We start from the raw sequence: 21366 nt of genomic DNA, 5'->3' as shown, positions 1-21366 counted from the left end.
GGGATTCCCCAGGTGCAATGACGTAGGGTCTATAAACGTGAACTGGATTGAAGCTGCCCTGCTGGGCCTTGTACAGGGACTGACGGAATTCCTCCCGATCTCCTCAAGTGCCCACCTCCGGATTGTCGGTTCCTTCCTGCCTAATGCCGCAGATCCCGGTGCAGCCTTCACCGCGATCACGCAGTTGGGTACAGAGACAGCGGTGATCGTCTATTTCTGGCGCGACATCGTGCGGATCATGGGTGCCTGGTCAGGATCCCTCCGGGGCAGAGTCTCGCGGCAGGACCCTGATGCCCGGATGGGTTGGCTGGTGATCCTCGGCAGCCTGCCGATCATCATCCTGGGCCTCCTGTTCCAGGACCAGATTGAGTCGGTCCTGAGAAGCCTCTGGATCGTGGCAACCACCCTCATCGTCTTCGGGATGATCCTTGCCGTCGCTGACGCCGTCGGCCGCCAGCAGACGGACCTGACCAGACTGACGTACAAGCACGGCATTATCTACGGTTTCGCCCAAGCAATGGCCCTGATACCAGGCGTTTCCCGATCCGGTGGGACCATCACCGCCGGACTTCTGATGGGGTACACCCGCGAAGCCGCCGCCAGGTACTCGTTCCTGCTCGCCATCCCCGCTGTTTTCGGAAGCGGCCTGTACCAGCTCTACAAAGTGGTCTCCAAGGACGGTGTGTCCGGTCCCTATGGATTGCCTGAAACTGCCCTTGCCACCGTCATTGCGTTCGTCGTGGGCTACATCATCATCGGCTGGTTCCTGAAGTTCGTCTCAACCCGGAGCTACCGGCTGTTTGTCTGGTACCGCATCTTCCTTGGAATGGCACTGTACTTGCTGCTCGGTTTCAACGTCATCAGCGCCTAGCACTAGGCTTGGGCTGTGAAATCCTGGAAATCCCGTCCTGTCCCACAGCTGCCCGGGCGTATGCCCACCGTTCAGCTTTTCGACTCGGCTAAAGACTCCGTTGTTTCCTTGGATGGGCCGGGGGAGCCGTCGATGTATGTCTGTGGCATCACGCCATATGACGCCACCCACATGGGGCATGCGGCCAGCTATGTCGCTTTCGATCTCCTGAACCGGGCGTGGCGGGACGCTGGCAAGCGGGTCTCCTACGTCCAAAACGTGACGGATATCGACGACCCTCTTCTGGAACGCGCCACCGCAACAGGGATGGACTGGAGAGACCTGGCTGCCAGCCAGATCGAGCTCTTCCGCTCCGATATGGAGGCCCTCAACGTCCTGCCGCCGGATCATTACGTTGGCGCCGTGGAAGCCATCCCCATGATCGTCCCCGCCATCGAACGGCTGTTGGAGCTCGGACTCGCCTACCGCGTTCCAGGAACCGCCGGAGAGCCCGACGGCGACGTCTACTACGACGTCGAGGCGGCCAGTAAGCATTCGGTAGGAGCGGACGCCTGGACCCTCGGTTCCATTTCAGGCCTCGGCGAGGCCGAGATGTTGGAGCTGTTCTCTGAGCGGGGCGGCGACCCGGGGCGCGCCGGAAAACGGCAGGCATTGGACCCGCTCCTCTGGCGCGTGGCCAGGGAGGGTGAGCCCAGCTGGGCCGGAGGGGAACTCGGCCAGGGAAGGCCGGGTTGGCACATTGAATGTACCGTCATCGCACAGCAGTACCTGCCGGCTCCTTTTACCGTGCAGGGCGGCGGATCGGACCTGATTTTCCCGCACCATGAGATGGGCGCCGGGCATGCCTACTCGCTGTCCGGGCTGCCCCTTGCCCAGCACTTCGCCCATGCCGGCATGGTGGGCCTCGACGGCGAAAAGATGAGCAAGAGCAAAGGCAATCTTGTCCTGGTTTCCAAGCTGAGGGCCGCGGGGGAGAAGCCTTCCGCCATAAGGCTCGCCATCCTGGCACATCACTATCGCACTGACTGGTCTTGGACGGAGGCGGAATTTGCGGAAGCGAAAGCCAGGCTTGCCCGCTGGACGCTGGCTGTTTCGGTAGCACCGGAAGGATCCGGAGCAGGCCTGGTAGCCGCAGTGCGGAGTGAGATGTCGCAGGATCTCAACGCACCCGGTGCCCTGGCAGCTGTTGACCGCTGGGCAGCCAGCGCCCTGGACCTACACGAATCGAAGCAGCGTGATGACGCGGAACTCCAGGGCGAAGGCTCAGAGCTGGATGCGGCGCTGATAAGCGACGCACTCGACGCCTTGCTCGGCGTCCGGCTCTAAACCTCTAGGGCTTGTCCTTGCCGCGACGCTTCAAATAACGCTCGAACTCACGGGCTATGGACTCCCCGCTGGCCTCAGGAAGATCGGCGGTGTCCTTCGCCTCCTCGAGCTGGCGGACATACGCGGCAATCTCCGGGTCCTCGGTCGCGAGCTCGTCCACACCCCGCTCCCACGCGTCAGACTCCTCGGAAAGTTCGTGGGTATCCAGGGGAATCTGCAAGAGCTCCTCGATACGGTGCAGCAGGGCAAGCTGCGCCTTGGGGGAGGGAGCCTGTGCAACGTAGTGGGGCACCGCCGCCCAGAGGGAAATTGTAGGCAGGCCGGCCAGCAGGGCAACTTCCGCAAGTACGCCCACTATGCCCACGGGTCCTTCGTACTGGGAGGCCTCAAGGTCCATCCGCTCCCGCAGCGCATTGTCATCGGTGGAAGCGCTGACGGGGATCGGCCGGCTGTGCGGTACATCGGCCAGCAAAGCTCCTACAAGAACCACGTAGTCGACGTTGAGGGCTTCGGCGTGTACCAGCAGCTCTGCCGTGTAGGCGCGCCATTTATATGACGGCTCTGTGCCCTGCACGAAAATGATGTCCACGTTGGTGTCGGGCGCACTTGCCTTGTAGATCCGCGTTGATGGCCATTTGATCTTGCGCTCACCGGATTGGGTACGCCGGATAGTGGGACGGGTGAACTGGAAATCGTAGTACTCGTCCGCATCAATGGCGGCAACCTTCTTGCCGTCCCAGAGCTTGTTAAGGTAGCGAAGCGCATCGCTGGCGGCTTCTCCGGCGTCATTCCAACCTTCGAAGGCGGCAAGCATCACAGTGATGCGCTGCCCTTCGGGCACAGGCTGCAGCAACCGGTCCGGTTCGACCGTACCCTCCGGCGCCGTGATGTCTCCGTCAAAGCTATTCATTCCTTCACCCTACGTCCAAGAGCCGACGCTACGCATTGAATGAATCGCTGCGAATCAGGATGAAACCAGCGGGGAACCGGGAACCTCAGTCCGGAATTCGCCGAGGGCGTAGCGCGGATAGCCGGCCATTCGCTCCCCGTAGACTTGAAGGCATGCGATCATCAGCCTCCCCGCCCGTACTGAAAGCAGCATTGTGGGACATGGATGGCACCATCGTGGACACTGAGCCCTACTGGATCGAGGCCGAGTATGCGCTGGTGGCAGCCCACGGTGGTGAGTGGTCGCACGAACAGGCGCTCCGGCTTGTAGGGCAATCCCTGGTTTTCTCGGCCGGCATACTGCAGGAGGCCGGGGTGGAAATGTCCCGCAGGGACATCATCGACACCCTGACCGCGCAGGTCATCAGCAGGGTACGGGAGACCGTCCCCTGGCGTCCCGGGGCACGAGAACTGCTGGAGCAGATGCACGCGGCGGAAGTCCGCTGCGCACTGGTGACCATGTCTGAAGGACCGCTGGCCCGGGAAATAGTGGCAAGCCTGCCCAGGCCTTATTTCGAATTTCTCATCACGGGTGACACCGTGAGCCGGGGGAAGCCCCATCCCGAGGCCTATCTGAAAGCCATTGAGCTCCTCCAACAGAATGATCCCGAACTGACGGCAGATGACTGTGTTGCGCTTGAAGACTCCGAACCGGGAGTGGCCGCAGCCGTAGCATCCGGAGCCGTAACTGTGGCCATTCCACACATCATGGCCTTGGCGGAAGATCCCCGCCATGCCATGTGGGACACACTGGAAGGGCGCAGCGTCGCGGACCTCGAGCAACTTGTGGACCGTCGGCGGAAATTCCCGTTGGCCCCATTTCCGGTGGAAGCCGCAGAACCAGGGAGTAACAGCGTTGACTGAATCCACAACAGGTGCCCGTAACGGCCGGCGCAACGGGTTCGGCGAGGGTATAGCCTTGGGCCGAATCGCGGGAATCCGGGTGGTGCTGGCCTATTCCTGGTTCGTCATCGCCGCATTTACAGTTTTTGTCTACGGGCCGGTCCTTGCGCAGGATTTCCCGAGGCTCGGAATGACCGCGTATTTCGTGGCGTTGGCTTACGCCTTGCTCTTACTGTTCAGTGTCCTGGTCCACGAGCTCGCCCACGCGCTGACCGCGAAGATCTATGGATGGTCCACGGACAAGATCGTGCTGAACCTCTGGGGCGGGCATACGAGTTTTGAAGAATTCACGCCGACGCCCGGCCGGTCCCTGATAGTTGCTCTGGCGGGCCCGGCGGCCAACTTCGTGCTGGCTGCCGGTGGCTGGGCTGTGATTTCCGCAGGATCACTGACGGGAGTCGCCGATATTCTCATCAACATCTTCACATGGGCCAACTTCGTGATTGCGATCTTCAACATCCTCCCAGGGTTGCCGCTGGACGGAGGCAGGCTGGTTGAGTCAGCTGTCTGGGTTGCAACGGGAAACCAGGCAAGGGGCACCATCGCCGCGGGCTGGTCGGGGAGGTTGATCGTAGTCGCCCTCATCGCCTTGTTCGTCGGCCTACCAATGTTGCGCGGCGAGCGGCCTGACATCACCCTGATGATCGTCACAGTTCTGGTGGCCGGTTTCCTGTGGGTTGGTGCTTCGGCTGCCATTCAGCAGGGCAGGCTGCGGAGCCGGCTGCATCTGGTGGCCGCAGCCGCATTGGCGGAACCCGCCGTCGGCCTCTCCGAAGCATCCACGGTGGCGGACGTCCTGCGTCTTTCACCGGCCGGTTTCCCGGCGGTGGTCCTGTTCGGGAGCGACAGGCGACCCAAACAGTTGGTGGATCCTAAATCTGTAGCGGCGGTCCCGACCGGGGCAGAAGCAAGTACCCCTGCAAGTGCGGTCTCCTACAACCTCGAGGACGGCGCCTACGTTCTGGAATCGGACAAGGGCCAGGATCTGCTCCAATACTTGTCAAAGCTAAATGGCAGCGAGTATGCCGTGATCGATGACCATGGCATAGTGACAGGCGTGTTGCACAAGCACGCCGTTTTGGACGCGATCACAGGCAGGGAAGCCCAGCGCAACGGGCGCAGATAGGCAGGAACCGGTAGAGTTACCTGCCGGCCATGAAATAGGGCAAGAGCACAATCACCACCAGGCCCGGCCGCCTGGTGCCGGCGCTCTCAATGAGCAGTCAGACAAGCATTACAGGAGCGAGGAACAGTCCATGAGCAGCGATCACGCCGCCACCGGTACCACCACAGCCGAAAATCCGGGCTTGGGTACGGCAAGTGCCGAGCCGGTTGGTGCCGCGAGGCGCCGGGGCCCCTTCCGCGAGGGTGAGCGCGTGCAGCTGACTGACGAACGTGGCCGGATGAACACCATCACCCTGGAGGTGGGGGGAGCATTCCACACCCACCGTGGATTCCTGAACCACGATGAGATCATCGGCAAGGTTGACGGCTCGGTAGTGACCAACAACGTTGGCCAGCAGTACCAGACGCTTCGACCGTTGCTGTCGGACTTTGTGCTGTCCATGCCCCGTGGAGCCGCGGTGGTTTACCCCAAAGACGCCGGGCAGATTGTGACCATGGCTGACATCTTCCCCGGCGCCCGGGTGGTAGAGGCGGGCGTGGGCTCCGGAGCCCTGTCCATTTCGCTCCTGCGCGCAGTAGGGGACAACGGCTACCTGCATTCCTTTGAGCGACGTGAGGAATTTGCCGATATTGCGCGTGGAAACGTGGAGACAATTTTTGGTGGTCCGCATCCGGCATGGCAGATCTCCCTGGGCGACTTCCAGGAAGAAGTGGTGCGCAGTGAAGTCCCCGGCTCCGTTGACCGTGTGGTCCTCGACATGCTCGCACCTTGGGAGTGCCTGGACGCCGTGGCAACGGTTCTTGCCCCGGGTGGTGTGTGGATCAACTACGTTGCTACGGTGACCCAACTGTCCCGTACCGCTGAGGCCATCCGGGCAGACGGTCGCTTCACAGAGCCCGACGCCTGGGAATCGTTGGTGCGGGGATGGCACCTGGAAGGCCTGGCCGTACGCCCGGACCACCGGATGGTGGCGCATACCGGCTTCCTGCTGGTAACGCGCAGGCTGGCCGACGGCGTCACCGGCATCTCTGTGAAGCGTCGTCCCTCCAAGACGGAGTTCAACGACGAGGACGTCAACGCCTGGACTCCGGGCGCGGTGGGAGAGCGTCTGGTGTCTGACAAGAAACTGCGACGGGCTGCCCGTGACGCCATTGCCGGAACCAATGTGAAGGACGATCCAAAGATCACGAACTAGTCCGTATTTCGGAAAGCTTCAGCAGACCTTGCGTTGTTGGGACTATGGTCTTAATAAGAGCGCAAGAAGGGGCTGATGATCATGGAGATGCCAAACAACGAATCAGGACGGACGCCCGCAGGGGACACGGCAGGTCCAGGAGCCGAGGACGGTGCACGTTACGGCGCCAGCGAACTTTCGGTCGCTGACCGGCAAATCAACATTCTGAGGGACAAACTCCGCCACATCGACCGCCAACTCGCGGCAGCAACGCAAAACAACACGAAGCTCGTGGGCATGTTGGAAACCGCGAAGGCCGAGATTCTGCGCCTGAAGAACGCCTTGGATCAAGAGGGGCAGCCTCCTTACAGCTTCGGGACGATTCTCCAGCTCAATCCGAAGCGGCAGGCTGCGCCGGGCAGTTCCACGCAGGCCGTCACCGAGGAATCGGTAGACATCTTCAACGCGGGCCGCAAAATGCGCGTGGGGATCAGCCCCTTGGTCAACATCAACCAACTGGCCGTCGGCCAGGAGGTGCTGCTCAACGAGGCACTCCTGGTGGTGGCAGGGCTCGGCTTCGAGCGTGCCGGCGACCTCGTAACGCTCAAGGAAATGCTGGGCCATGACCGCGCCCTGGTGGTTGGCCGTGCCGATGAGGAACGCGTCATCCGCCTCTCCGGTCCGCTGATGGCACAAAAGCTAAGGGTCGGGGACGCGCTGTCCATAGATTCCCGTACCGGTTACGCACTGGAAAAGGTTCCACGTGCCGAGGTTGAAAACCTGGTGCTGGAGGAAGTCCCTGACATCACATACCACGATATCGGCGGGCTGGGTCCACAGATTGAGCAGATCCGCGACGCCGTCGAACTCCCGTTCCTGCACCCGGACCTGTACCGTGAACACGGCCTTAAGGCCCCCAAGGGGATCCTCCTGTATGGCCCTCCCGGTTGTGGCAAAACCCTCATTGCCAAGGCTGTGGCCAATTCCCTGGCCGCAAGGGCTGCCGAGCGCACTGGGAATGTGGATCTCAAGAGCTACTTCCTGAACATCAAGGGTCCGGAACTCCTGGACAAGTACGTCGGCGAGACCGAGCGCCACATCCGGCTCATTTTCTCCCGGGCACGGGAAAAGGCCTCCGACGGCAGCCCCGTGGTGGTGTTTTTCGACGAGATGGACTCCTTGTTCCGTACCCGCGGAACCGGAATCTCCTCGGACGTCGAGACCACCATCGTTCCCCAGTTGCTGAGCGAGATCGACGGCGTGGAGCGGCTGGACAATGTGATTGTCATCGGCGCCTCCAACCGCGAGGACATGATCGATCCAGCCATCCTGCGGCCGGGCCGTCTTGACGTGAAGGTGAAGATCCATCGGCCGGATGCCGAGGCGGCAGCGGACATCTTCTACAAATACATCACCACGGACCTGCCCTTCCACGCCTCAGACCTTGCGGAGCACAATGGCGATGTCCAGGCCACGGTTGATGCCATGATCCAGCGCACAGTCGAAGCGATGTACTCCACGGACAAGTCCAACGAGTTCCTCGAAGTGACGTACGCCAACGGTGATACCGAGATGCTCTACTTCAAGGACTTCAACTCAGGTGCGGTAGTCCAGAACGTTGTGGACCGGGCCAAGAAGTACGCCATCAAGGATCTGCTCACCACGGCCCAGAAGGGCATCCGCATAGACCACCTGCTCCGAGCCGTGGTTGATGAGTTCCGCGAGCACGAGGACATGCCGAACACCACCAATCCGGACGATTGGGCCAGGATTTCAGGCAAGAAGGGCGAGCGCATCACCTACATCCGTACCATTGTCCAAGGCAAGGCAGGCCAGGAGCCGGGCAAGTCCATCGAAACGATGCCCAATACTGGACAGTACCTGTGACAGCCCCCGCCGAACGCGCTCCAGGTTCTGCCCTGCCGGCGGGCGGCGCCATGAGAGTGATGGGTTCGGAGACAGAGTACGGTATCCATGCTCCCTCTGCGCCTGGAGCCAATGCCACCATGATGTCCGCCCGCGTGATCCAGGCCTACGCCCAGGTCACCAGGCAGCGGGCGGCCGGGGGAGCGGAGACGCGCTGGGATTACACGGACGAGGAACCCCTGCACGATGCCAGAGGCTGGACCGTGGAACGCACCTCTGCCGATCCGAGTCAGCTGACGGACCAGCCGCCGGTCCTCGATGCGGAGGCCATCGCCATGGCCTACGGTCGTGACGAGCTGGACCACGACGGCGACGACGAATCCGGCTCGCTGCTTATGAACATGGTTCTCGGGAACGGGGCCAGGCTGTATGTGGATCATGCCCACCCTGAATACTCCAGCCCCGAAGTGACCAACCCGCGTGATGCGGTGGCTTGGGATGCTGCCGGTGACCTTGTGGTTCTGGCGGCAGTCCGGCGCCTGGCCGCTGACCCCACCCTGCCGCCGATCAACCTGTATAAGAACAACACTGACAACAAGTCAGTCTCCTATGGCTCGCACGAAAACTACCTCATGCCGCGCTCCGTTCCTTTCGGGGACATTGTCAGGGGACTTACGCCGTTCTTTGTTTCCCGGCAGATTATCTGTGGAGCGGGACGCGTGGGCCTGGGGCAGGACAGCTCCCGGCCTGGCTACCAGATCAGCCAGCGTGCCGACTTCTTTGAAGCCGAAGTGGGTTTGGAAACCACGATCCGGCGCCCCATTATCAACACCCGCGACGAGCCCCATGCCACAGCCGACAAATACCGGCGCCTGCACGTGATCATCGGTGATGCCAACCTCAGCCAGACGTCGAACTACCTGAAGTTCGGCACTACGGCGATGGTGCTTAGCCTCATTGAGGCGGGCCTGGCCCCGAAAGTGGAAGTCCACGAACCAGTAGCGGCCCTCCAGACTGTCAGTCATGACACGTCCCTAACAGCCACCATCCGGCTTCTGGACGGCCGGCGGGTGACAGCCCTGGATCTTCAATGGATGTACCACGAGGCGGCCGCGAAGCTCTCGCAGGATGCCGGAGTGGCGGATGCGGTGGACGGCGACGGTCACACGCACGCAGTCCTTGAGCGCTGGGCGGCAACACTCAGCCAACTGGACAACGACCGCGACGCCGCCGCTTCCTCCGTGGAGTGGCTCGCAAAACTTTCACTGCTGGAAGGTTACCGGCAACGGGACGGGCTCAACTGGGACAACGCACGCCTGGGACTGATCGATCTGCAGTGGGCGGACATCCGCCCTGAAAAGGGTTTGTACCACCGGCTTCTGTCCAGGGACCGTATGCAGCGCATCGTGGATGACCAGGCCATTGCCCGTGCGGTGGGTGAGCCGCCGTCGGACACAAGGGCGTACTTCCGGGGACGCTGCGTCAGCAGCTTCAGCAAAGACGTTGTCGGGGCCAGCTGGGACTCCGTCATCTTCGACGTTCCGGGTTACGGACGGCTCCAACGCGTACCCACGCGGGAACCGCTCCGGGGCACTGAAGCACTCACCGGCGGACTGTTTGCCCGTCATCATGAGGCTGCTCCCTTCCTCGCGGAGCTCCTTGGACTGGGCACCACTCCGCCACCGGGATAAAGCCACCCGCAGGGGCCTCCGGCGTGGCACTATTGGCTTACAGGATGTCCCTGCAGGAATTGGGGACTCTCAGAAGGAGGAACAATGGCAGGCCAGGAGCAGCAACAACCGCAGTCACGGGATAGTGAAGTTGACGAGGACATCCCCGCAACCCCTCCCGCTCCTGCTGAGGCCCAAGCGTCAGCCGCCACACAAGGCGTTGACGACCTTCTGGACGAAATCGACGGAGTCCTCGAATCCAATGCTGAGGAATTCGTTCGGGCCTTCGTCCAAAAGGGTGGCCAGTAAGCGGACGCGCGCCAGTGCCCAAAGGGCGAGGAAAACGTTGATTCACCACGTTGAAGGAGTGCAGCAGTGCAGGAAACTACAGCCAACCAGGTAGCGGCCAATACGACGTCATCGTTCACCGAACACCTGCAACGCGACAGGCCCGGACTGCTGCCCTTCAACAATCCTCTTCCAACGGCGCAAGCCGGGTCCGCCCAGCCGCTGCAGGTTCCGCACGCCACCACTATTGTTGCCCTGACGTACGCCGGCGGCGTGCTCATGGCCGGTGACCGCCGGGCCACCATGGGAAACATCATTGCCAGCCGCCACATCGAAAAAGTTTTCCCCGCAGACCAGTACTCGGTGCTTGGTATCGCCGGTACCGCGGGGATTGCCATCGATATCACCAGGTTGTTTCAGGTGGAACTCGAGCACTACGAAAAAATCGAAGGCACGTTGCTCAGCCTGGACGGCAAGGCCAACAGGCTGGGCGCAATGATCAGGGGAAACCTGCCCATGGCTTTGCAGGGGCTCGCCGTGATTCCACTGTTTGCCGGCTTCGACACTCAGGCGGGAGTGGGGCGGTTGTTTTCCTATGACGTCACCGGAGGGCGCTACGAGGAACAGGAACACCACACGGTAGGATCCGGCTCCATGTTTGCCCGCGGGGCGCTCAAGAAACTGTGGAGCCCAAACATTTCCGAGGATGACGCGATCCGGGTGGCTGTCGAATCCTTGTATGACGCGGCCGACGACGATTCCGCCACCGGGGGTCCGGATCCTGTCCGGCAGCTATGGCCGGTGGTGTACACGGTGAACCGTGCAGGTGCCCGCCGGGTCCCTGAGGCCGTCCTGGCCGAAGCCGCCCAACGGGTCATAGAGTCACGGGCTTCTGCTCACAGGGAGTCCTGAGATGACCCAGCAGTTTTATGTATCTCCCGAACAGCTGATGAAGGACCGTGCGGATTTCGCACGGAAAGGGATCGCACGCGGCAGGTCCGTGGTGGTCATCAGTGGCGCTGACGGGATAGCTCTTGTTGCCGAGAACCCCTCGCCTTCCCTCCACAAGATCGGCGAAATCTACGACAAGATCGCCTTTGCCGCCGTCGGAAAGTACAACGAGTTCGAAAGCCTCCGTCAGGCAGGTGTGAGGTATGCGGACGTACGCGGGTATTCCTACGATCGTGAGGACGTTACCGCAAGGGGCTTGGCCAGCGTTTATGCCCAAAGCCTCGGGGCGGTCTTCACAGCTGAACAAAAACCCTTCGAGGTGGAGCTCGCTGTCGTGGAGGTGGCCAGCCGCCAGGATGAGGACCATCTGTACAGGCTGACCTTCGACGGTTCCATTGCGGACGAAAAGGGTTTTATCGTGATGGGTGGTCAGGCCGAACAGGTCTCGGCAGCCGTCGAAGCAGGCTGGCAGCGGGAACTTGACCTTGCCGGCGCAGTCCGGTTGGCCATGCGCGGTCTTGTCACTGATAAGGACGCCTCGGCCTTGCCTCCCTCGGCTGTTGAAGTAGCGGTCCTGCACCGGGAGTCGGAGACTGCACTCGGCACGCGCCGGGCGTTCCGCCGCCTTGGAGACGCCGAGATCGCGGAACTCCTAGGTGAGGGGAACTGACATGGACAAGCGGATTTTTGGCATCGAAACGGAGTTTGGAATTTCATACTCCAGCCCGGATTCACGGCCCCTGGCTCCTGAGGAAGTTGCACGCTACCTCTTCCGCAAAGTGGTGAGTTGGGGCAGGTCCTCCAATGTGTTCCTCACCAACGGTTCCCGGTTGTACCTGGACGTGGGCTCACACCCGGAGTACGCAACGGCTGAATGCGATGACCTGGCGCAGTTGATAGCGCACGACCGTGCCGGCGAGCTGATCCTCGATGACCTGGTCGATGAAGCCCAGGCCCGTTTGGCCGCCGAGGGATTCAACGGCACGGTATATCTCTTCAAGAACAACACAGACTCGGCCGGCAATTCATACGGCAGCCATGAGAACTACCTGATTCCACGCCGTGGCGAGTTCTCCAGGCTTGCGGAAATCCTCATCCCTTTTCTGGTTACCCGCCAACTCATTGCCGGCGCCGGAAAAATCCTGAAGACTCCGCACGGGGCGACCTTCGCTTTCTCGCAACGGGCAGACCACATCTGGGAAGGTGTTTCCTCCGCCACCACCAGGTCACGGCCCATTATCAACACCCGGGACGAGCCTCATGCGGACGCCGAATTCTATCGGCGCCTCCACGTCATTGTTGGTGATTCAAACATGTCGGAAACCACTGCGCTGCTCAAAATAGGTACTGTGGACCTGCTTCTCCGGATGATCGAGGCCGGGGTGATCATGCGCGACATGCGAATGGAAAACCCCATCCGAAGCATCCGGGAGATCTCCCACGACCTCACTGGCAGGGCCCTGGTCCGACTCGCCAACGGCAGGCAGCTCACGGCCCTCGAGATCCAGCATGAGTACCTGAGCAAAGTCACCGCCTTCGTCGCCGAGAATGGCGCCCATAATCCGCACGTGCCGCTGATCCTTGATCTGTGGCGACGGACCCTCGATGCGATCGAGAGCGGTGACACCCGGACCATCGATACCGAAATTGACTGGGCCATCAAGAAAAAGCTGATGGACACATACTGTGGGCGCCATGGCCTCGGACTGGACGCTCCCCGGATCGCCCAACTGGACCTTACCTACCATGATATTTCCCGGTCACGAGGGCTCTTTTATCTGCTCCAGTCCAGGGGAGCCACACGGCGCCTGGTAGGGGACATCGATATCAAAGACGCTGTGGACGCCCCGCCGCAGACCACCAGGGCCAAACTACGTGGAGACTTCGTCCGAAGGGCCCAGGAGCTGGGCCGGGACTACACCGTTGACTGGGTTCACCTGAAGCTGAACGACAGGGCGCATCAGACCATTCTGTGCAAGGATCCGTTCCGGAGCATTGACGACCGGGTGGATGCGCTTCTGGACTCTATGGGCTGATACCCAGCTTCAGGGGCTAAGCTGGATGGGGCCGTTGTACGGCCACCACTGTTCTGCCGCGAGCGTTATGCCGGCATGACGTCCATCTTGCCCCGACGAAAGTTCTTACGTGCGCCGAATACTAGCAATTCTCATTCCCGGGCTGCTGCTGCTGACCGCGTGCGGCGGATCAACTGCCGCACCCGAGCCAACAAGTCAATCCGCGGGTGAAACAGCAAAGCTCGACACCCTGAAGCTCACTGAAAATGGAGACAAGAAAGCGCCGGGTGTTGAATTCACCAAGCCGCTGGATGTCACAGAACCCACTGTAAAGGTGGTCAAGGAAGGCGATGGCGAATCAGTCAAAGCCAGTCAGATAGCCGAAGTGTCCATCCTCGCCCTCAGCGGCAAGGACGGTTCCAAGCTGGATGACACCTTCGAGGGGGAGCCGCTGCCCATCGAACTGAATGAAGAGTTCAAAACAAGCAACCCCGCCATTTACAACGCTTTCGTGGGCGCGAAGATCGGCTCCTATCTGGCAATCGGCATCCCGGGACAGGCTGCAGCCCAGGGCGGAGAGGCACAGCCAACCCAACTCCTGGTTGTGAAGATGCTGTCCTCCAAGGACGCCCCGCCGGTTCTGGACAAGCCAGAAGGTGACACCGTCACGCCTCCGGCAGGCCTTCCCACTGTGAAGGAAAACGACAAGGGTATCCCCGAGATTAACGTCGACGGCGTTGCGGCCCCCAAGGAGCTCATCTCCCAGGACCTCATCAAGGGCAAGGGCCAGGAAGTCAAGGCCAGCGACACCCTCACCGTTAACTACGTGGGAGTGACCCTGGTAGGCGGCACGAAGTTCGACTCCAGCTACGATCGCGGCGAGAAAGCCAGCTTCCCCCTGAACGGCGTTATCAAGGGCTGGACACAGGGACTGACCGGGAAGACGGTCGGATCCCGCGTGCTGTTGGTCATTCCCAAGGATTTGGCGTACGGCGACAAGCCGCAGGGCGAAGCCAAGGGCGACCTCGTGTTCGTCGTCGATATCCTCGGCGTCAAGTAAACAATCCTCAAAGTCCCACCCCGAACAAAAGGAGCAACCATGTCATTTGGTCAGCGTGATTTCGACCGCCAGAAGCCTGAAATTGACTTCCCTGAGGGCGATGTCCCCACTGAACTGGTGATTACCGACCTCATCGAGGGCGACGGCGCCGAAGCCAAGCCGGGAGACACCGTATCAACGCACTACGTTGGTGTTGCCTGGTCCACCGGTGAAGAATTCGATGCGTCCTGGGGCCGTGGAGCTCCACTGGACTTCAAGGTGGGCGTCGGCCAGGTCATCCAGGGCTGGGACCAGGGCCTTCTGGGCATGAAGGTCGGCGGCCGCCGCCGGCTGGAAATCCCCTCAGAGCTTGCCTACGGTTCCCGTGGCGCCGGAAGTGCTATCGCCCCCAACGAGGCACTCATCTTCGTCGTTGACCTGGTAGGCGTGCGCTAAGCAGCGGTAAACGGTTGGCCCATCAGCCCACGGAGCCTGGAAGCGCGGTAACAATCGGAGCGGTATTTCCGATTGCGGCCGCGCTTCCTGCGTTTCAGCAAACGGTTTTTAGTAACGTTGATGGGGTGTCCGCCTCACGTACTGAACGCCTCCTGAACCTGCTCATCGCCCTCCTCAACACCCGGTATGGGCTGCGTCGCAGTGAGCTCCGCGAGAAGATCTATCACGACTCGAGCAGCAGCGATGTCTCTTTCGGGCGGATGTTTGAGCGCGACAAGAATGATCTCCGGCAGTTCGGATTCGATGTGGAAACGATGACCGACAAGGGTTGGGGATCCGATGACCCGGCCACCACTCGCTACCGGATTGGCAAGGAATCAAACCGCCTGCCGGATGTCAGCCTTACGCCGGAAGAGTGCACTGTTCTTATCCTTGCCTCCCAGCTATGGGAGCAGGCTGCGCTTGGTTCGGCCGCGCTCAGTGCCATGCGCAAGCTGCAGGCGACGGGTGAATTGTCTTCCGCGGCCGAACTTCCCTCTGGCGTGCAGCCACGCATTAAACCTCCAGGCCAAGCCTTCGAGGACCTGGTCGCGGCGATGCACTCCCAGCATCCGGTGAGCTTCCGCTACCTGGCTGGAACAACGGGAAAAGAAGAAGAACGCCTCGTGGAGCCCTGGGGGCTCGGCAGCCGCTTTGGCCAATGGTACCTCGTGGCCTTCGACCGCTCCCGTAGGGCCCAACGGTACTTCCGGCTCTCGCGTTTCACATCGGCCGTCACGGTGCTTGAAAAGGACTCCTACACGCCACCTGCTCGCTTTAGCGCCCGTGCTGAGCTCGACAAACTCCCCGAACTGCCGCTCAGGACAGCTGTCGTGGATGTGCGTCAAGGGCGCGTGCTCGGCTTGCGGAAGAAGGCAGCACAGGTGTTTGACGCTGGCAGGGCAGATCTCGGGGGGCAGGAGCCGGACCGTGACGCAAACCAGGACACGGCAGCCCAGGCAGGAACCCCCGACGACGGCTGGGACCGTCTCCGGATTCCTTACCGGGACTCGGAGGTACTTGGCGAAGAACTCGCATCCTATGGCCCCAACGTCCTGGTCGTATTGCCGGAGGAATTGAGGGAGTCAGTCCGCAGGCGGCTCACAGCAGCCGTGGCCTTCGCGGCCGCACCTGTGCCACCGATCGAGTTCCCGGATGACAACGCTGCCAAGCGGACACGTAAGCGCACCTCGGAGGACCAGTTGCAAAGGATGCTGCAGCTGGTGCCTTTCCTGGTCCATAACCAGGGCCTGCATATCCGCGAGCTTGCCGACCGCTTTGGAGTGACCAGGAAGGAACTGGAGGACGACCTTCGGATTCTCATCTGTTCAGGTTTGCCGGAAGGGTATCCGGACGACCTGCTCGATATCCAGTGGGAGGACGACCATGTCTACATCACCCAGGACCTGGACCTGAACCGTCCTGTCCGCTTCACGATTGATGAAGCGTGTGCCCTCCTTACCGGCCTCGAAGCGCTCAACGGATTGCCGGAACTTGCCGAAGGAAGCGCCTTGGAGTCAGTAACGCTGAAGCTGATGGCAGCTGCGGGGGAGGAAGGTCTCAGGGCTGCCTCACTGGCAGGGCCTGAAGTCAGCCCGGGTAACTCCGCACATCTCCAGACCGCCAGGGACGCGATTGAATCCCGCAGACAGCTGAATCTGGTCTACCTGTCACCGCAACGCGACTCCTTCTCGGAACGCGATATTGATCCTCTGCGGCTCTATTCCCTGGACAACACGTGGTATCTCGAGGCCTACTGCCACTCGGTCGAGGCGCTTCGCAACTTCCGCCTGGACCGCATCGAGAAACTCAGTCCAAACGGACGGGCCGCAGCTGACCACGGCCAGGCTTCAGAAGGGTTCCCCGTCAAGCTTTTCACCCCGAACGACGACGATACGCTGGTCACCTTGCAGCTCACCAGACAAGCTGCGGGCCTTGCAGAGGACTACTACGCGGAACGGACAGCGCCTCTTACTGAAGGGGGAAAAGAGACCGGACTTCTGGCCGAAATCCGGTTTGGCAGCACAGAGTGGCTACCGGCGTTCGTCGCTCAGCATGGCGGGGGTGTACGGATCCTGAAGCCTGACGAAGCAGGTGCGACGGCACGCCAATGGATCGAAGCGGCCTTGGCCAACTACGACGGTTAGACTACTCAGCATGCCTTGGTGGTCCTGGATACTTCTTTGGATAGCGCTTGTTGCGCTGTCCCTCCTCTTCTATGCCTTTCTGGGCTTCCGCATCTTCCGCCATATCATGGCCACATTGAAGGAACTTGGGGAGGCCGGAAGCCGCCTAGGCGAATCCGGCAACCGGTCCGGCAGTTCATTCACTGACGTGGATCCTGATGGCACTAGCGACGACGGGCAGGATTCCGGAAGGCTGACGCAGTCCCTGCCACCGGGACTTGCTGTCTTCACTTCCCCGGAGCAGGTGCGGCTCGAGTATCACGCGGGGAAAGCCGCCCGCCAGGAAAGGCGCCGTGCCAGGCGTGTTCAGCGCAAGGCGGACCGCGGGCAGCCGCAACGGCTGCGCGACATCGAATTCAGTTAGACGTAGGATGTATCTAAACGAAAGGACCTCCCAACATGAGGCTTGAAGGCTGGCATCTCATCATCATTATTGTTTTGGCTTTGGTGCTTTTTGCTGCACCACGCCTGCCCGGCATGGCCAGAAGCCTTGGGCAGTCGATGCGGATTTTCAAGTCCGAAGTCCGGGAAATGAAGAAGGACGGAACCCCGGAAGCGAAAGACGGCTCTGAGCCCGTCGAAGGCAAAGTGGTGAACCACCCCCGCACCAACCCCACAGACAACCGCCCCGCGGACGGTACCGACGTTCCGCCGTCGAACCGCGCCTAAGTCCAGATGGCAGTAACCATGGGCCGCCGATCCAACCCTGAGGGGAGGATGGCGCTGCTTGATCATCTCAAGGAACTGCGGAACAGGCTGTTCAAGTCCGCAATCGGCGTCATCCTCGGAACCATCATCGGTTTTCTGGCTTATCAGCCGATGCTCGCCGCACTGATCAAACCCATCGTTGACCTCAACGAAAAAGAGGGGCGCCAGGCCTCGCTCAACTTTGACGGCGTGGCCAGTTCCTTTGATCTGATGATCCAGGTGTCGGTCTTCCTGGGCCTGATAGTTGCCAGCCCTGTATGGCTTTATCAGTTGTGGGCTTTCATCGTTCCTGGCCTGCATAAGAAAGAGCGGCGCCTGGCGCTGTCCTTTGTGGCAGCGGCAGTTCCGCTCTTCGTAGGAGGGGTAGTGCTGGCCTGGCTGGTGCTTCCCAACGCTGTCCGTGTACTCACGGACTTCACGCCCAGCGGGGGCTCCAACTTCATCAGTGCTCAGGTTTATCTGGCGTTCGTCCTGCGGCTCCTGCTGGCCTTCGGCATTGCCTTCCTCCTGCCTGTCGTTCTTTTTGGACTGAACCTCGCGGGAATCATCAAGGGGCAGCAGCTGGTCAAAAGCTGGCGGATCACCGTGTTTTTGGTGTGCCTGTTCGCGGCTATGGCAGCCCCTGGCGCTGACGCCATGAGCATGTTCTACCTCGCCGGACCTATGCTTGCGCTGTTTTTCGCCGCTATCGGTCTATGCCTCCTCAACGACCGCCGTCGGGACAAGAAGGCGGCAAAACGCGCTGCCGAGACCGAAGCCTCCGCCAACATAGCAACCCCGCGGACTGAACTGGGCAATCTCTAGCTCTCCGCCCACTAGGCTTGATGCATGTCCTCCATATCCGGGCCCCAGTCGCCATCCGAGCTCTACCGGGCCAGCGTTGAACGGACCGCCGAAGCCAATACTTACTTGGGCGGTTTTGTCCGTTCCCTGGAGTTTGAGCTGGATGACTTTCAACGTGTTGCCTGCAAGTCATTGCAGGCCGGCCGGGGTGTGCTTGTTGCGGCACCCACAGGCGCCGGGAAAACCATCGTGGGGGAGTTCGCCATCTACCTCGCGCTGCAGCGCGGCCTGAAGGCGTTCTACACCACACCAATCAAGGCACTGAGCAACCAGAAGTACTTCGAGCTCTCCGACAAGTACGGGCTTCACAATGTCGGTCTGCTGACCGGGGACACGAGCATCAACGGTGACGCGCCGGTTGTGGTGATGACCACCGAGGTGTTGCGGAACATGCTTTACGCCGATTCCGATTCCCTTGACGATCTTGGCTACGTGGTGATGGACGAGGTCCATTATCTCGCTGACCGTTTCCGTGGGGCCGTCTGGGAAGAGGTGATCATCCACCTTCCCAGCGAGGTCCAGGTGGCCTCGCTCAGCGCCACCGTCTCCAACGCTGAGGAGTTCGGAGCGTGGCTCGACACTGTCCGGGGCCAAACCGACATCATCGTTTCAGAGCACCGTCCCGTTCCCCTGTGGCAGCACGTTATGGTTGGCCGGAACATCGTGGACCTCTTCGCAGGTGAAACGCCCTTCGACGAAATAGCGCCCTCGGATGCCGACGCCGCGGAGCCGGTGCTTTCGGCAGAAGCGGCAAGCCAACGCGGCTTTGAAGTGAACCCTGAGTTGCTGTCCATGGCGAAGGCCGAGAGCCAGATGAACTTCCGCGGCCGGTTTGGTCATGGCGGCCGCAGCCAGCGTCGCCAGCACGGGCAGCAAGGACGGGAGAACGGCAGTGCCCCCGGCGAGCAGCGAAGCCCCGTGCGCAAGGCCAGCCGTCCCCAGGTCATCGCCAGCCTGGACCGGCAGGATTTGCTGCCCGCAATCACTTTCATCTTCTCGAGGGCAGGCTGCGACGCCGCCGTCGCACAGTGTGTATCCGCCGGACTCTGGCTGACCACTGAGAAGGAACAGCGGATCATCGCCATGCGCGTCGACGAAGCGGGCCAGGACATTCCTTCGGAGGACCTGGACGTGCTGGGATTCTGGAGCTGGCGTGACGGCCTCCTCCGGGGACTGGCTGCCCATCATGCCGGGCTGCTGCCCACTTTCAAGGAAGTGGTGGAGAAACTGTTTGCAGAGGGCCTGGTGAAAGCCGTCTTCGCAACGGAAACCCTTGCCCTGGGTGTGAACATGCCTGCACGTTCAGTGGTGCTGGAAAAGCTGGAGAAATTCAATGGTGAAGCCCATGTGGGTATCACCGCCGGTGAATACACCCAGCTGACGGGTCGTGCCGGGCGGCGCGGCATCGACGTCGAGGGTCATGCCGTAGTGCTGTGGCAACCAGGGACCGACCCGGCGGCGGTAGCGGGCCTCGCATCCCGGCGCACCTACCCGCTGAACTCCAGCTTCCGTCCCACGTACAACATGAGCATCAATCTTCTGGCGCAGTTCGGCAGGCCCCGGGCGCGTGAGATCCTCGAATCTTCCTTCGCCCAATTCCAAGCCGACCGTTCCGTCGTCGGACTGGCCAAGCAGGTGCGCAGCCGGGAGGAATCGCTGGCCGGATTCCGCAAATCCATGACATGCCACCTCGGAGATTTCACCGAGTACGCCCGCTTGCGCCGTGAATTGTCCGACGCCGAGAACGTGGCGGCCCGCGGCCAGTCCCGAGCCCGCAAATCCCTCACCGAAGACTCGCTGAGCCGCCTTCTTCCCGGCGATGTCATTGACGTACCCACAGGAAGGGCTCCGGGATTCGCCGTCGTGCTGAGCTCTGACCACACCTCCCGGGAACCGAGGCCGGCGGTCCTGACCATGGACCACCAGCTGCGGCGGATCGGAATTCACGACCTCGAGGGGCCGGTTTCGCCCGTCACGCGCATCCGGATCCCCAAGTCCTTCAACGCCAAAGTGCCCAAATCCCGCCGGGAGCTAGCTTCCTCCGTCCGCAATGCGATCCGCGAAAATCGTCCGCCTGCTCCTGATAGCAGCAGGCACCACGACTTCGGGCGGGCCGCGGCGCTTCCGGACCAGGAACGGAAGATCGCCGAGCTGCGTCGTGCCTTGCGGTCCCATCCCTGCCATGGCTGCAGCGAGCGGGAAGACCATGCGCGTTGGTCTGAGCGCTGGTGGAAGCTGCGCCAGGAGACAGACGGCCTGATACGCCAGATCCAAGGCAGGACCAACACCATTGCGAAGACCTTTGACCGGGTGTGCGACGTGCTGTTCAGCTACGGATACCTTGAAACGGCTGAATCCGGCAAAGTAGTGATCGGCCCAGACGGCCAACGGTTGCGCCGCATCTACGGGGAAAAGGATCTGCTGATCTCCCAAGCCCTTAGGCAGGGGGCATTCGACGACCTCGATGCAGCAGAGATCGCTGCTTTGGCCAGCATCCTCGTGTTCCAGGCAAAGCGCGAAGACCGTGGGCTCAGGCCCAGAATGCCAAGCGTCTCACTGGAAACTTCAGTGGATATTGTGGTTCAGGAATGGTCCGCACTGGAGGACACAGAGGAAGCAAACAAGCTTCCGCTGACAGGAGAACCCGAGCTGGGGCTTATGTGGCCTATCTTCAAATGGGCGAAGGGCCGCCATCTCCAGGAAGTCCTCAGCGGAACCGATCTGGCCGCCGGTGACTTCGTGCGCTGGGTCAAGCAGGTCATTGACCTCCTTGACCAGCTGGCCAAGATCCCGGGCCTTGATCCCCGGATTGCCAGGCTCTGCAGCGAATCAATCACTTTGGTGCGCCGCGGCGTCGTCGCGTATTCCACTGTGGCCTGATCCGCCTTGCCTACACTTAGCGTTCCTTCGTCCGCGGTTTCTGCCGGTCGTTAGCCGTCAGTTTTCACTACCAGATT

Annotated in this window: 19 protein-coding genes; 18 read left to right on the top strand and 1 reads right to left on the bottom strand. The window is 61.3% G+C overall.

The window, feature by feature from the left end; translation table 11 throughout:
- The first annotated feature begins 37 nt into the window (after nt 1-37).
- Complete coding sequence (locus M1D88_RS07850; protein WP_458113973.1) at nt 38-871, top strand: undecaprenyl-diphosphate phosphatase; 834 nt, start codon at nt 38-40, stop codon at nt 869-871.
- A gap of 15 nt (nt 872-886) precedes the next feature.
- Nucleotides 887-2197 (top strand): cysteine--1-D-myo-inosityl 2-amino-2-deoxy-alpha-D-glucopyranoside ligase, encoded by a 1311-nt coding sequence (gene mshC, locus M1D88_RS07845; protein ID WP_458113972.1) that lies wholly within the window; start codon nt 887-889, stop codon nt 2195-2197.
- A 4-nt stretch (nt 2198-2201) separates the two neighbouring features.
- On the opposite strand, the gene M1D88_RS07840 is transcribed toward mshC, so the two are convergent.
- Nucleotides 2202-3107 carry a PAC2 family protein gene (locus tag M1D88_RS07840; protein WP_309106778.1) on the bottom strand — a complete coding sequence of 302 codons (906 nt, stop codon included), beginning with the start codon at nt 3105-3107 and terminating at the stop codon, nt 2202-2204.
- A 152-nt stretch (nt 3108-3259) separates the two neighbouring features.
- Here M1D88_RS07840 and M1D88_RS07835 point away from each other — a divergent pair, with 152 nt between their 5' ends.
- From M1D88_RS07835 to M1D88_RS07760, 16 genes are all read left to right on the top strand, one after another.
- Nucleotides 3260-4009: an HAD family hydrolase gene (locus M1D88_RS07835; protein ID WP_458113971.1), complete on the top strand. Its 750-nt coding sequence runs from the start codon at nt 3260-3262 to the stop codon at nt 4007-4009.
- Nucleotides 4002-5174: a site-2 protease family protein gene (locus tag M1D88_RS07830; protein WP_458113970.1), complete on the top strand. Its 1173-nt coding sequence runs from the start codon at nt 4002-4004 to the stop codon at nt 5172-5174. The genes M1D88_RS07835 and M1D88_RS07830 overlap by 8 nt, the downstream gene beginning before the upstream one ends.
- Nucleotides 5175-5304: 130 nt before the next feature.
- Entirely contained in the window at nt 5305-6369 is a 1065-nt protein-coding gene (locus M1D88_RS07825; RefSeq protein ID WP_458113969.1) for a tRNA (adenine-N1)-methyltransferase, read from the top strand.
- Nucleotides 6370-6450: 81 nt separating this feature from the next.
- Nucleotides 6451-8235 (top strand): proteasome ATPase, encoded by a 1785-nt coding sequence (gene arc, locus M1D88_RS07820; protein WP_458114469.1) that lies wholly within the window; start codon nt 6451-6453, stop codon nt 8233-8235.
- The gene (dop, locus tag M1D88_RS07815; protein WP_458113968.1) at nt 8232-9905 is read left to right on the top strand and encodes a depupylase/deamidase Dop; all 1674 of its coding nucleotides are present in this window, start codon (nt 8232-8234) and stop codon (nt 9903-9905) included. The genes arc and dop overlap by 4 nt, the downstream gene beginning before the upstream one ends.
- A gap of 84 nt (nt 9906-9989) precedes the next feature.
- Nucleotides 9990-10193 (top strand): ubiquitin-like protein Pup, encoded by a 204-nt coding sequence (locus tag M1D88_RS07810; RefSeq protein ID WP_458113967.1) that lies wholly within the window; start codon nt 9990-9992, stop codon nt 10191-10193.
- 66 nt (nt 10194-10259) lie between these two features.
- The gene (gene prcB, locus M1D88_RS07805) at nt 10260-11084 is read left to right on the top strand and encodes a proteasome subunit beta (protein ID WP_458113966.1); all 825 of its coding nucleotides are present in this window, start codon (nt 10260-10262) and stop codon (nt 11082-11084) included.
- 1 nt (nt 11085) lies between these two features.
- Nucleotides 11086-11793: a proteasome subunit alpha gene (gene prcA / locus M1D88_RS07800; RefSeq protein WP_458113965.1), complete on the top strand. Its 708-nt coding sequence runs from the start codon at nt 11086-11088 to the stop codon at nt 11791-11793.
- Between the two features lies 1 nt (nt 11794).
- Nucleotides 11795-13159, top strand: a complete 1365-nt coding sequence (pafA, locus tag M1D88_RS07795) for a Pup--protein ligase (protein ID WP_458113964.1) — start codon at nt 11795-11797, stop codon at nt 13157-13159.
- 109 nt (nt 13160-13268) lie between these two features.
- Complete coding sequence (locus tag M1D88_RS07790; protein WP_458113963.1) at nt 13269-14198, top strand: FKBP-type peptidyl-prolyl cis-trans isomerase; 930 nt, start codon at nt 13269-13271, stop codon at nt 14196-14198.
- 39 nt (nt 14199-14237) lie between these two features.
- Nucleotides 14238-14633 carry an FKBP-type peptidyl-prolyl cis-trans isomerase gene (locus M1D88_RS07785; RefSeq protein ID WP_458113962.1) on the top strand — a complete coding sequence of 132 codons (396 nt, stop codon included), beginning with the start codon at nt 14238-14240 and terminating at the stop codon, nt 14631-14633.
- Between the two features lie 125 nt (nt 14634-14758).
- The gene (locus M1D88_RS07780) at nt 14759-16819 is read left to right on the top strand and encodes a helix-turn-helix transcriptional regulator (protein ID WP_458113961.1); all 2061 of its coding nucleotides are present in this window, start codon (nt 14759-14761) and stop codon (nt 16817-16819) included.
- A gap of 10 nt (nt 16820-16829) precedes the next feature.
- Nucleotides 16830-17222: a hypothetical protein gene (locus M1D88_RS07775; RefSeq protein ID WP_458113960.1), complete on the top strand. Its 393-nt coding sequence runs from the start codon at nt 16830-16832 to the stop codon at nt 17220-17222.
- Nucleotides 17223-17257: 35 nt separating this feature from the next.
- Nucleotides 17258-17527, top strand: coding sequence for a Sec-independent protein translocase subunit TatA (tatA, locus tag M1D88_RS07770; RefSeq protein WP_309108305.1), 270 nt, complete (start codon nt 17258-17260; stop codon nt 17525-17527).
- A 6-nt stretch (nt 17528-17533) separates the two neighbouring features.
- On the top strand, nt 17534-18370 hold the full coding sequence (gene tatC, locus M1D88_RS07765; RefSeq protein ID WP_458113959.1) for a twin-arginine translocase subunit TatC: 837 nt from the start codon (nt 17534-17536) through the stop codon (nt 18368-18370).
- Nucleotides 18371-18394: 24 nt separating this feature from the next.
- Nucleotides 18395-21289 (top strand): DEAD/DEAH box helicase, encoded by a 2895-nt coding sequence (locus M1D88_RS07760; protein WP_458113958.1) that lies wholly within the window; start codon nt 18395-18397, stop codon nt 21287-21289.
- The last annotated feature ends 77 nt before the right edge of the window (nt 21290-21366 follow it).

Source organism: Arthrobacter sp. R1-13 (assembly GCF_054161475.1).
Note: the sequence above shows the minus strand (reverse complement) of the source record. Positions and strands in the feature narration are given on the sequence as shown.

Bases quoted from the DNA above. Each gene is read 5' to 3' on its own strand.
- M1D88_RS07840 (WP_309106778.1), bottom strand. From the start codon at position 3,107: ATGAATAGCTTTGACGGAGACATCACGGCGCCGGAGGGTACGGTCGAA.
- M1D88_RS07835 (WP_458113971.1), top strand. From the start codon at position 3,260: ATGCGATCATCAGCCTCCCCGCCCGTACTGAAAGCAGCATTGTGGGAC.
- M1D88_RS07825 (WP_458113969.1), top strand. From the start codon at position 5,305: ATGAGCAGCGATCACGCCGCCACCGGTACCACCACAGCCGAAAATCCG.
- arc (WP_458114469.1), top strand. From the start codon at position 6,451: ATGGAGATGCCAAACAACGAATCAGGACGGACGCCCGCAGGGGACACG.
- M1D88_RS07810 (WP_458113967.1), top strand. From the start codon at position 9,990: ATGGCAGGCCAGGAGCAGCAACAACCGCAGTCACGGGATAGTGAAGTT.
- prcA (WP_458113965.1), top strand. From the start codon at position 11,086: ATGACCCAGCAGTTTTATGTATCTCCCGAACAGCTGATGAAGGACCGT.
- pafA (WP_458113964.1), top strand. From the start codon at position 11,795: ATGGACAAGCGGATTTTTGGCATCGAAACGGAGTTTGGAATTTCATAC.
- M1D88_RS07785 (WP_458113962.1), top strand. From the start codon at position 14,238: ATGTCATTTGGTCAGCGTGATTTCGACCGCCAGAAGCCTGAAATTGAC.
- M1D88_RS07775 (WP_458113960.1), top strand. From the start codon at position 16,830: ATGCCTTGGTGGTCCTGGATACTTCTTTGGATAGCGCTTGTTGCGCTG.
- tatA (WP_309108305.1), top strand. From the start codon at position 17,258: ATGAGGCTTGAAGGCTGGCATCTCATCATCATTATTGTTTTGGCTTTG.
- tatC (WP_458113959.1), top strand. From the start codon at position 17,534: ATGGCAGTAACCATGGGCCGCCGATCCAACCCTGAGGGGAGGATGGCG.
- M1D88_RS07760 (WP_458113958.1), top strand. From the start codon at position 18,395: ATGTCCTCCATATCCGGGCCCCAGTCGCCATCCGAGCTCTACCGGGCC.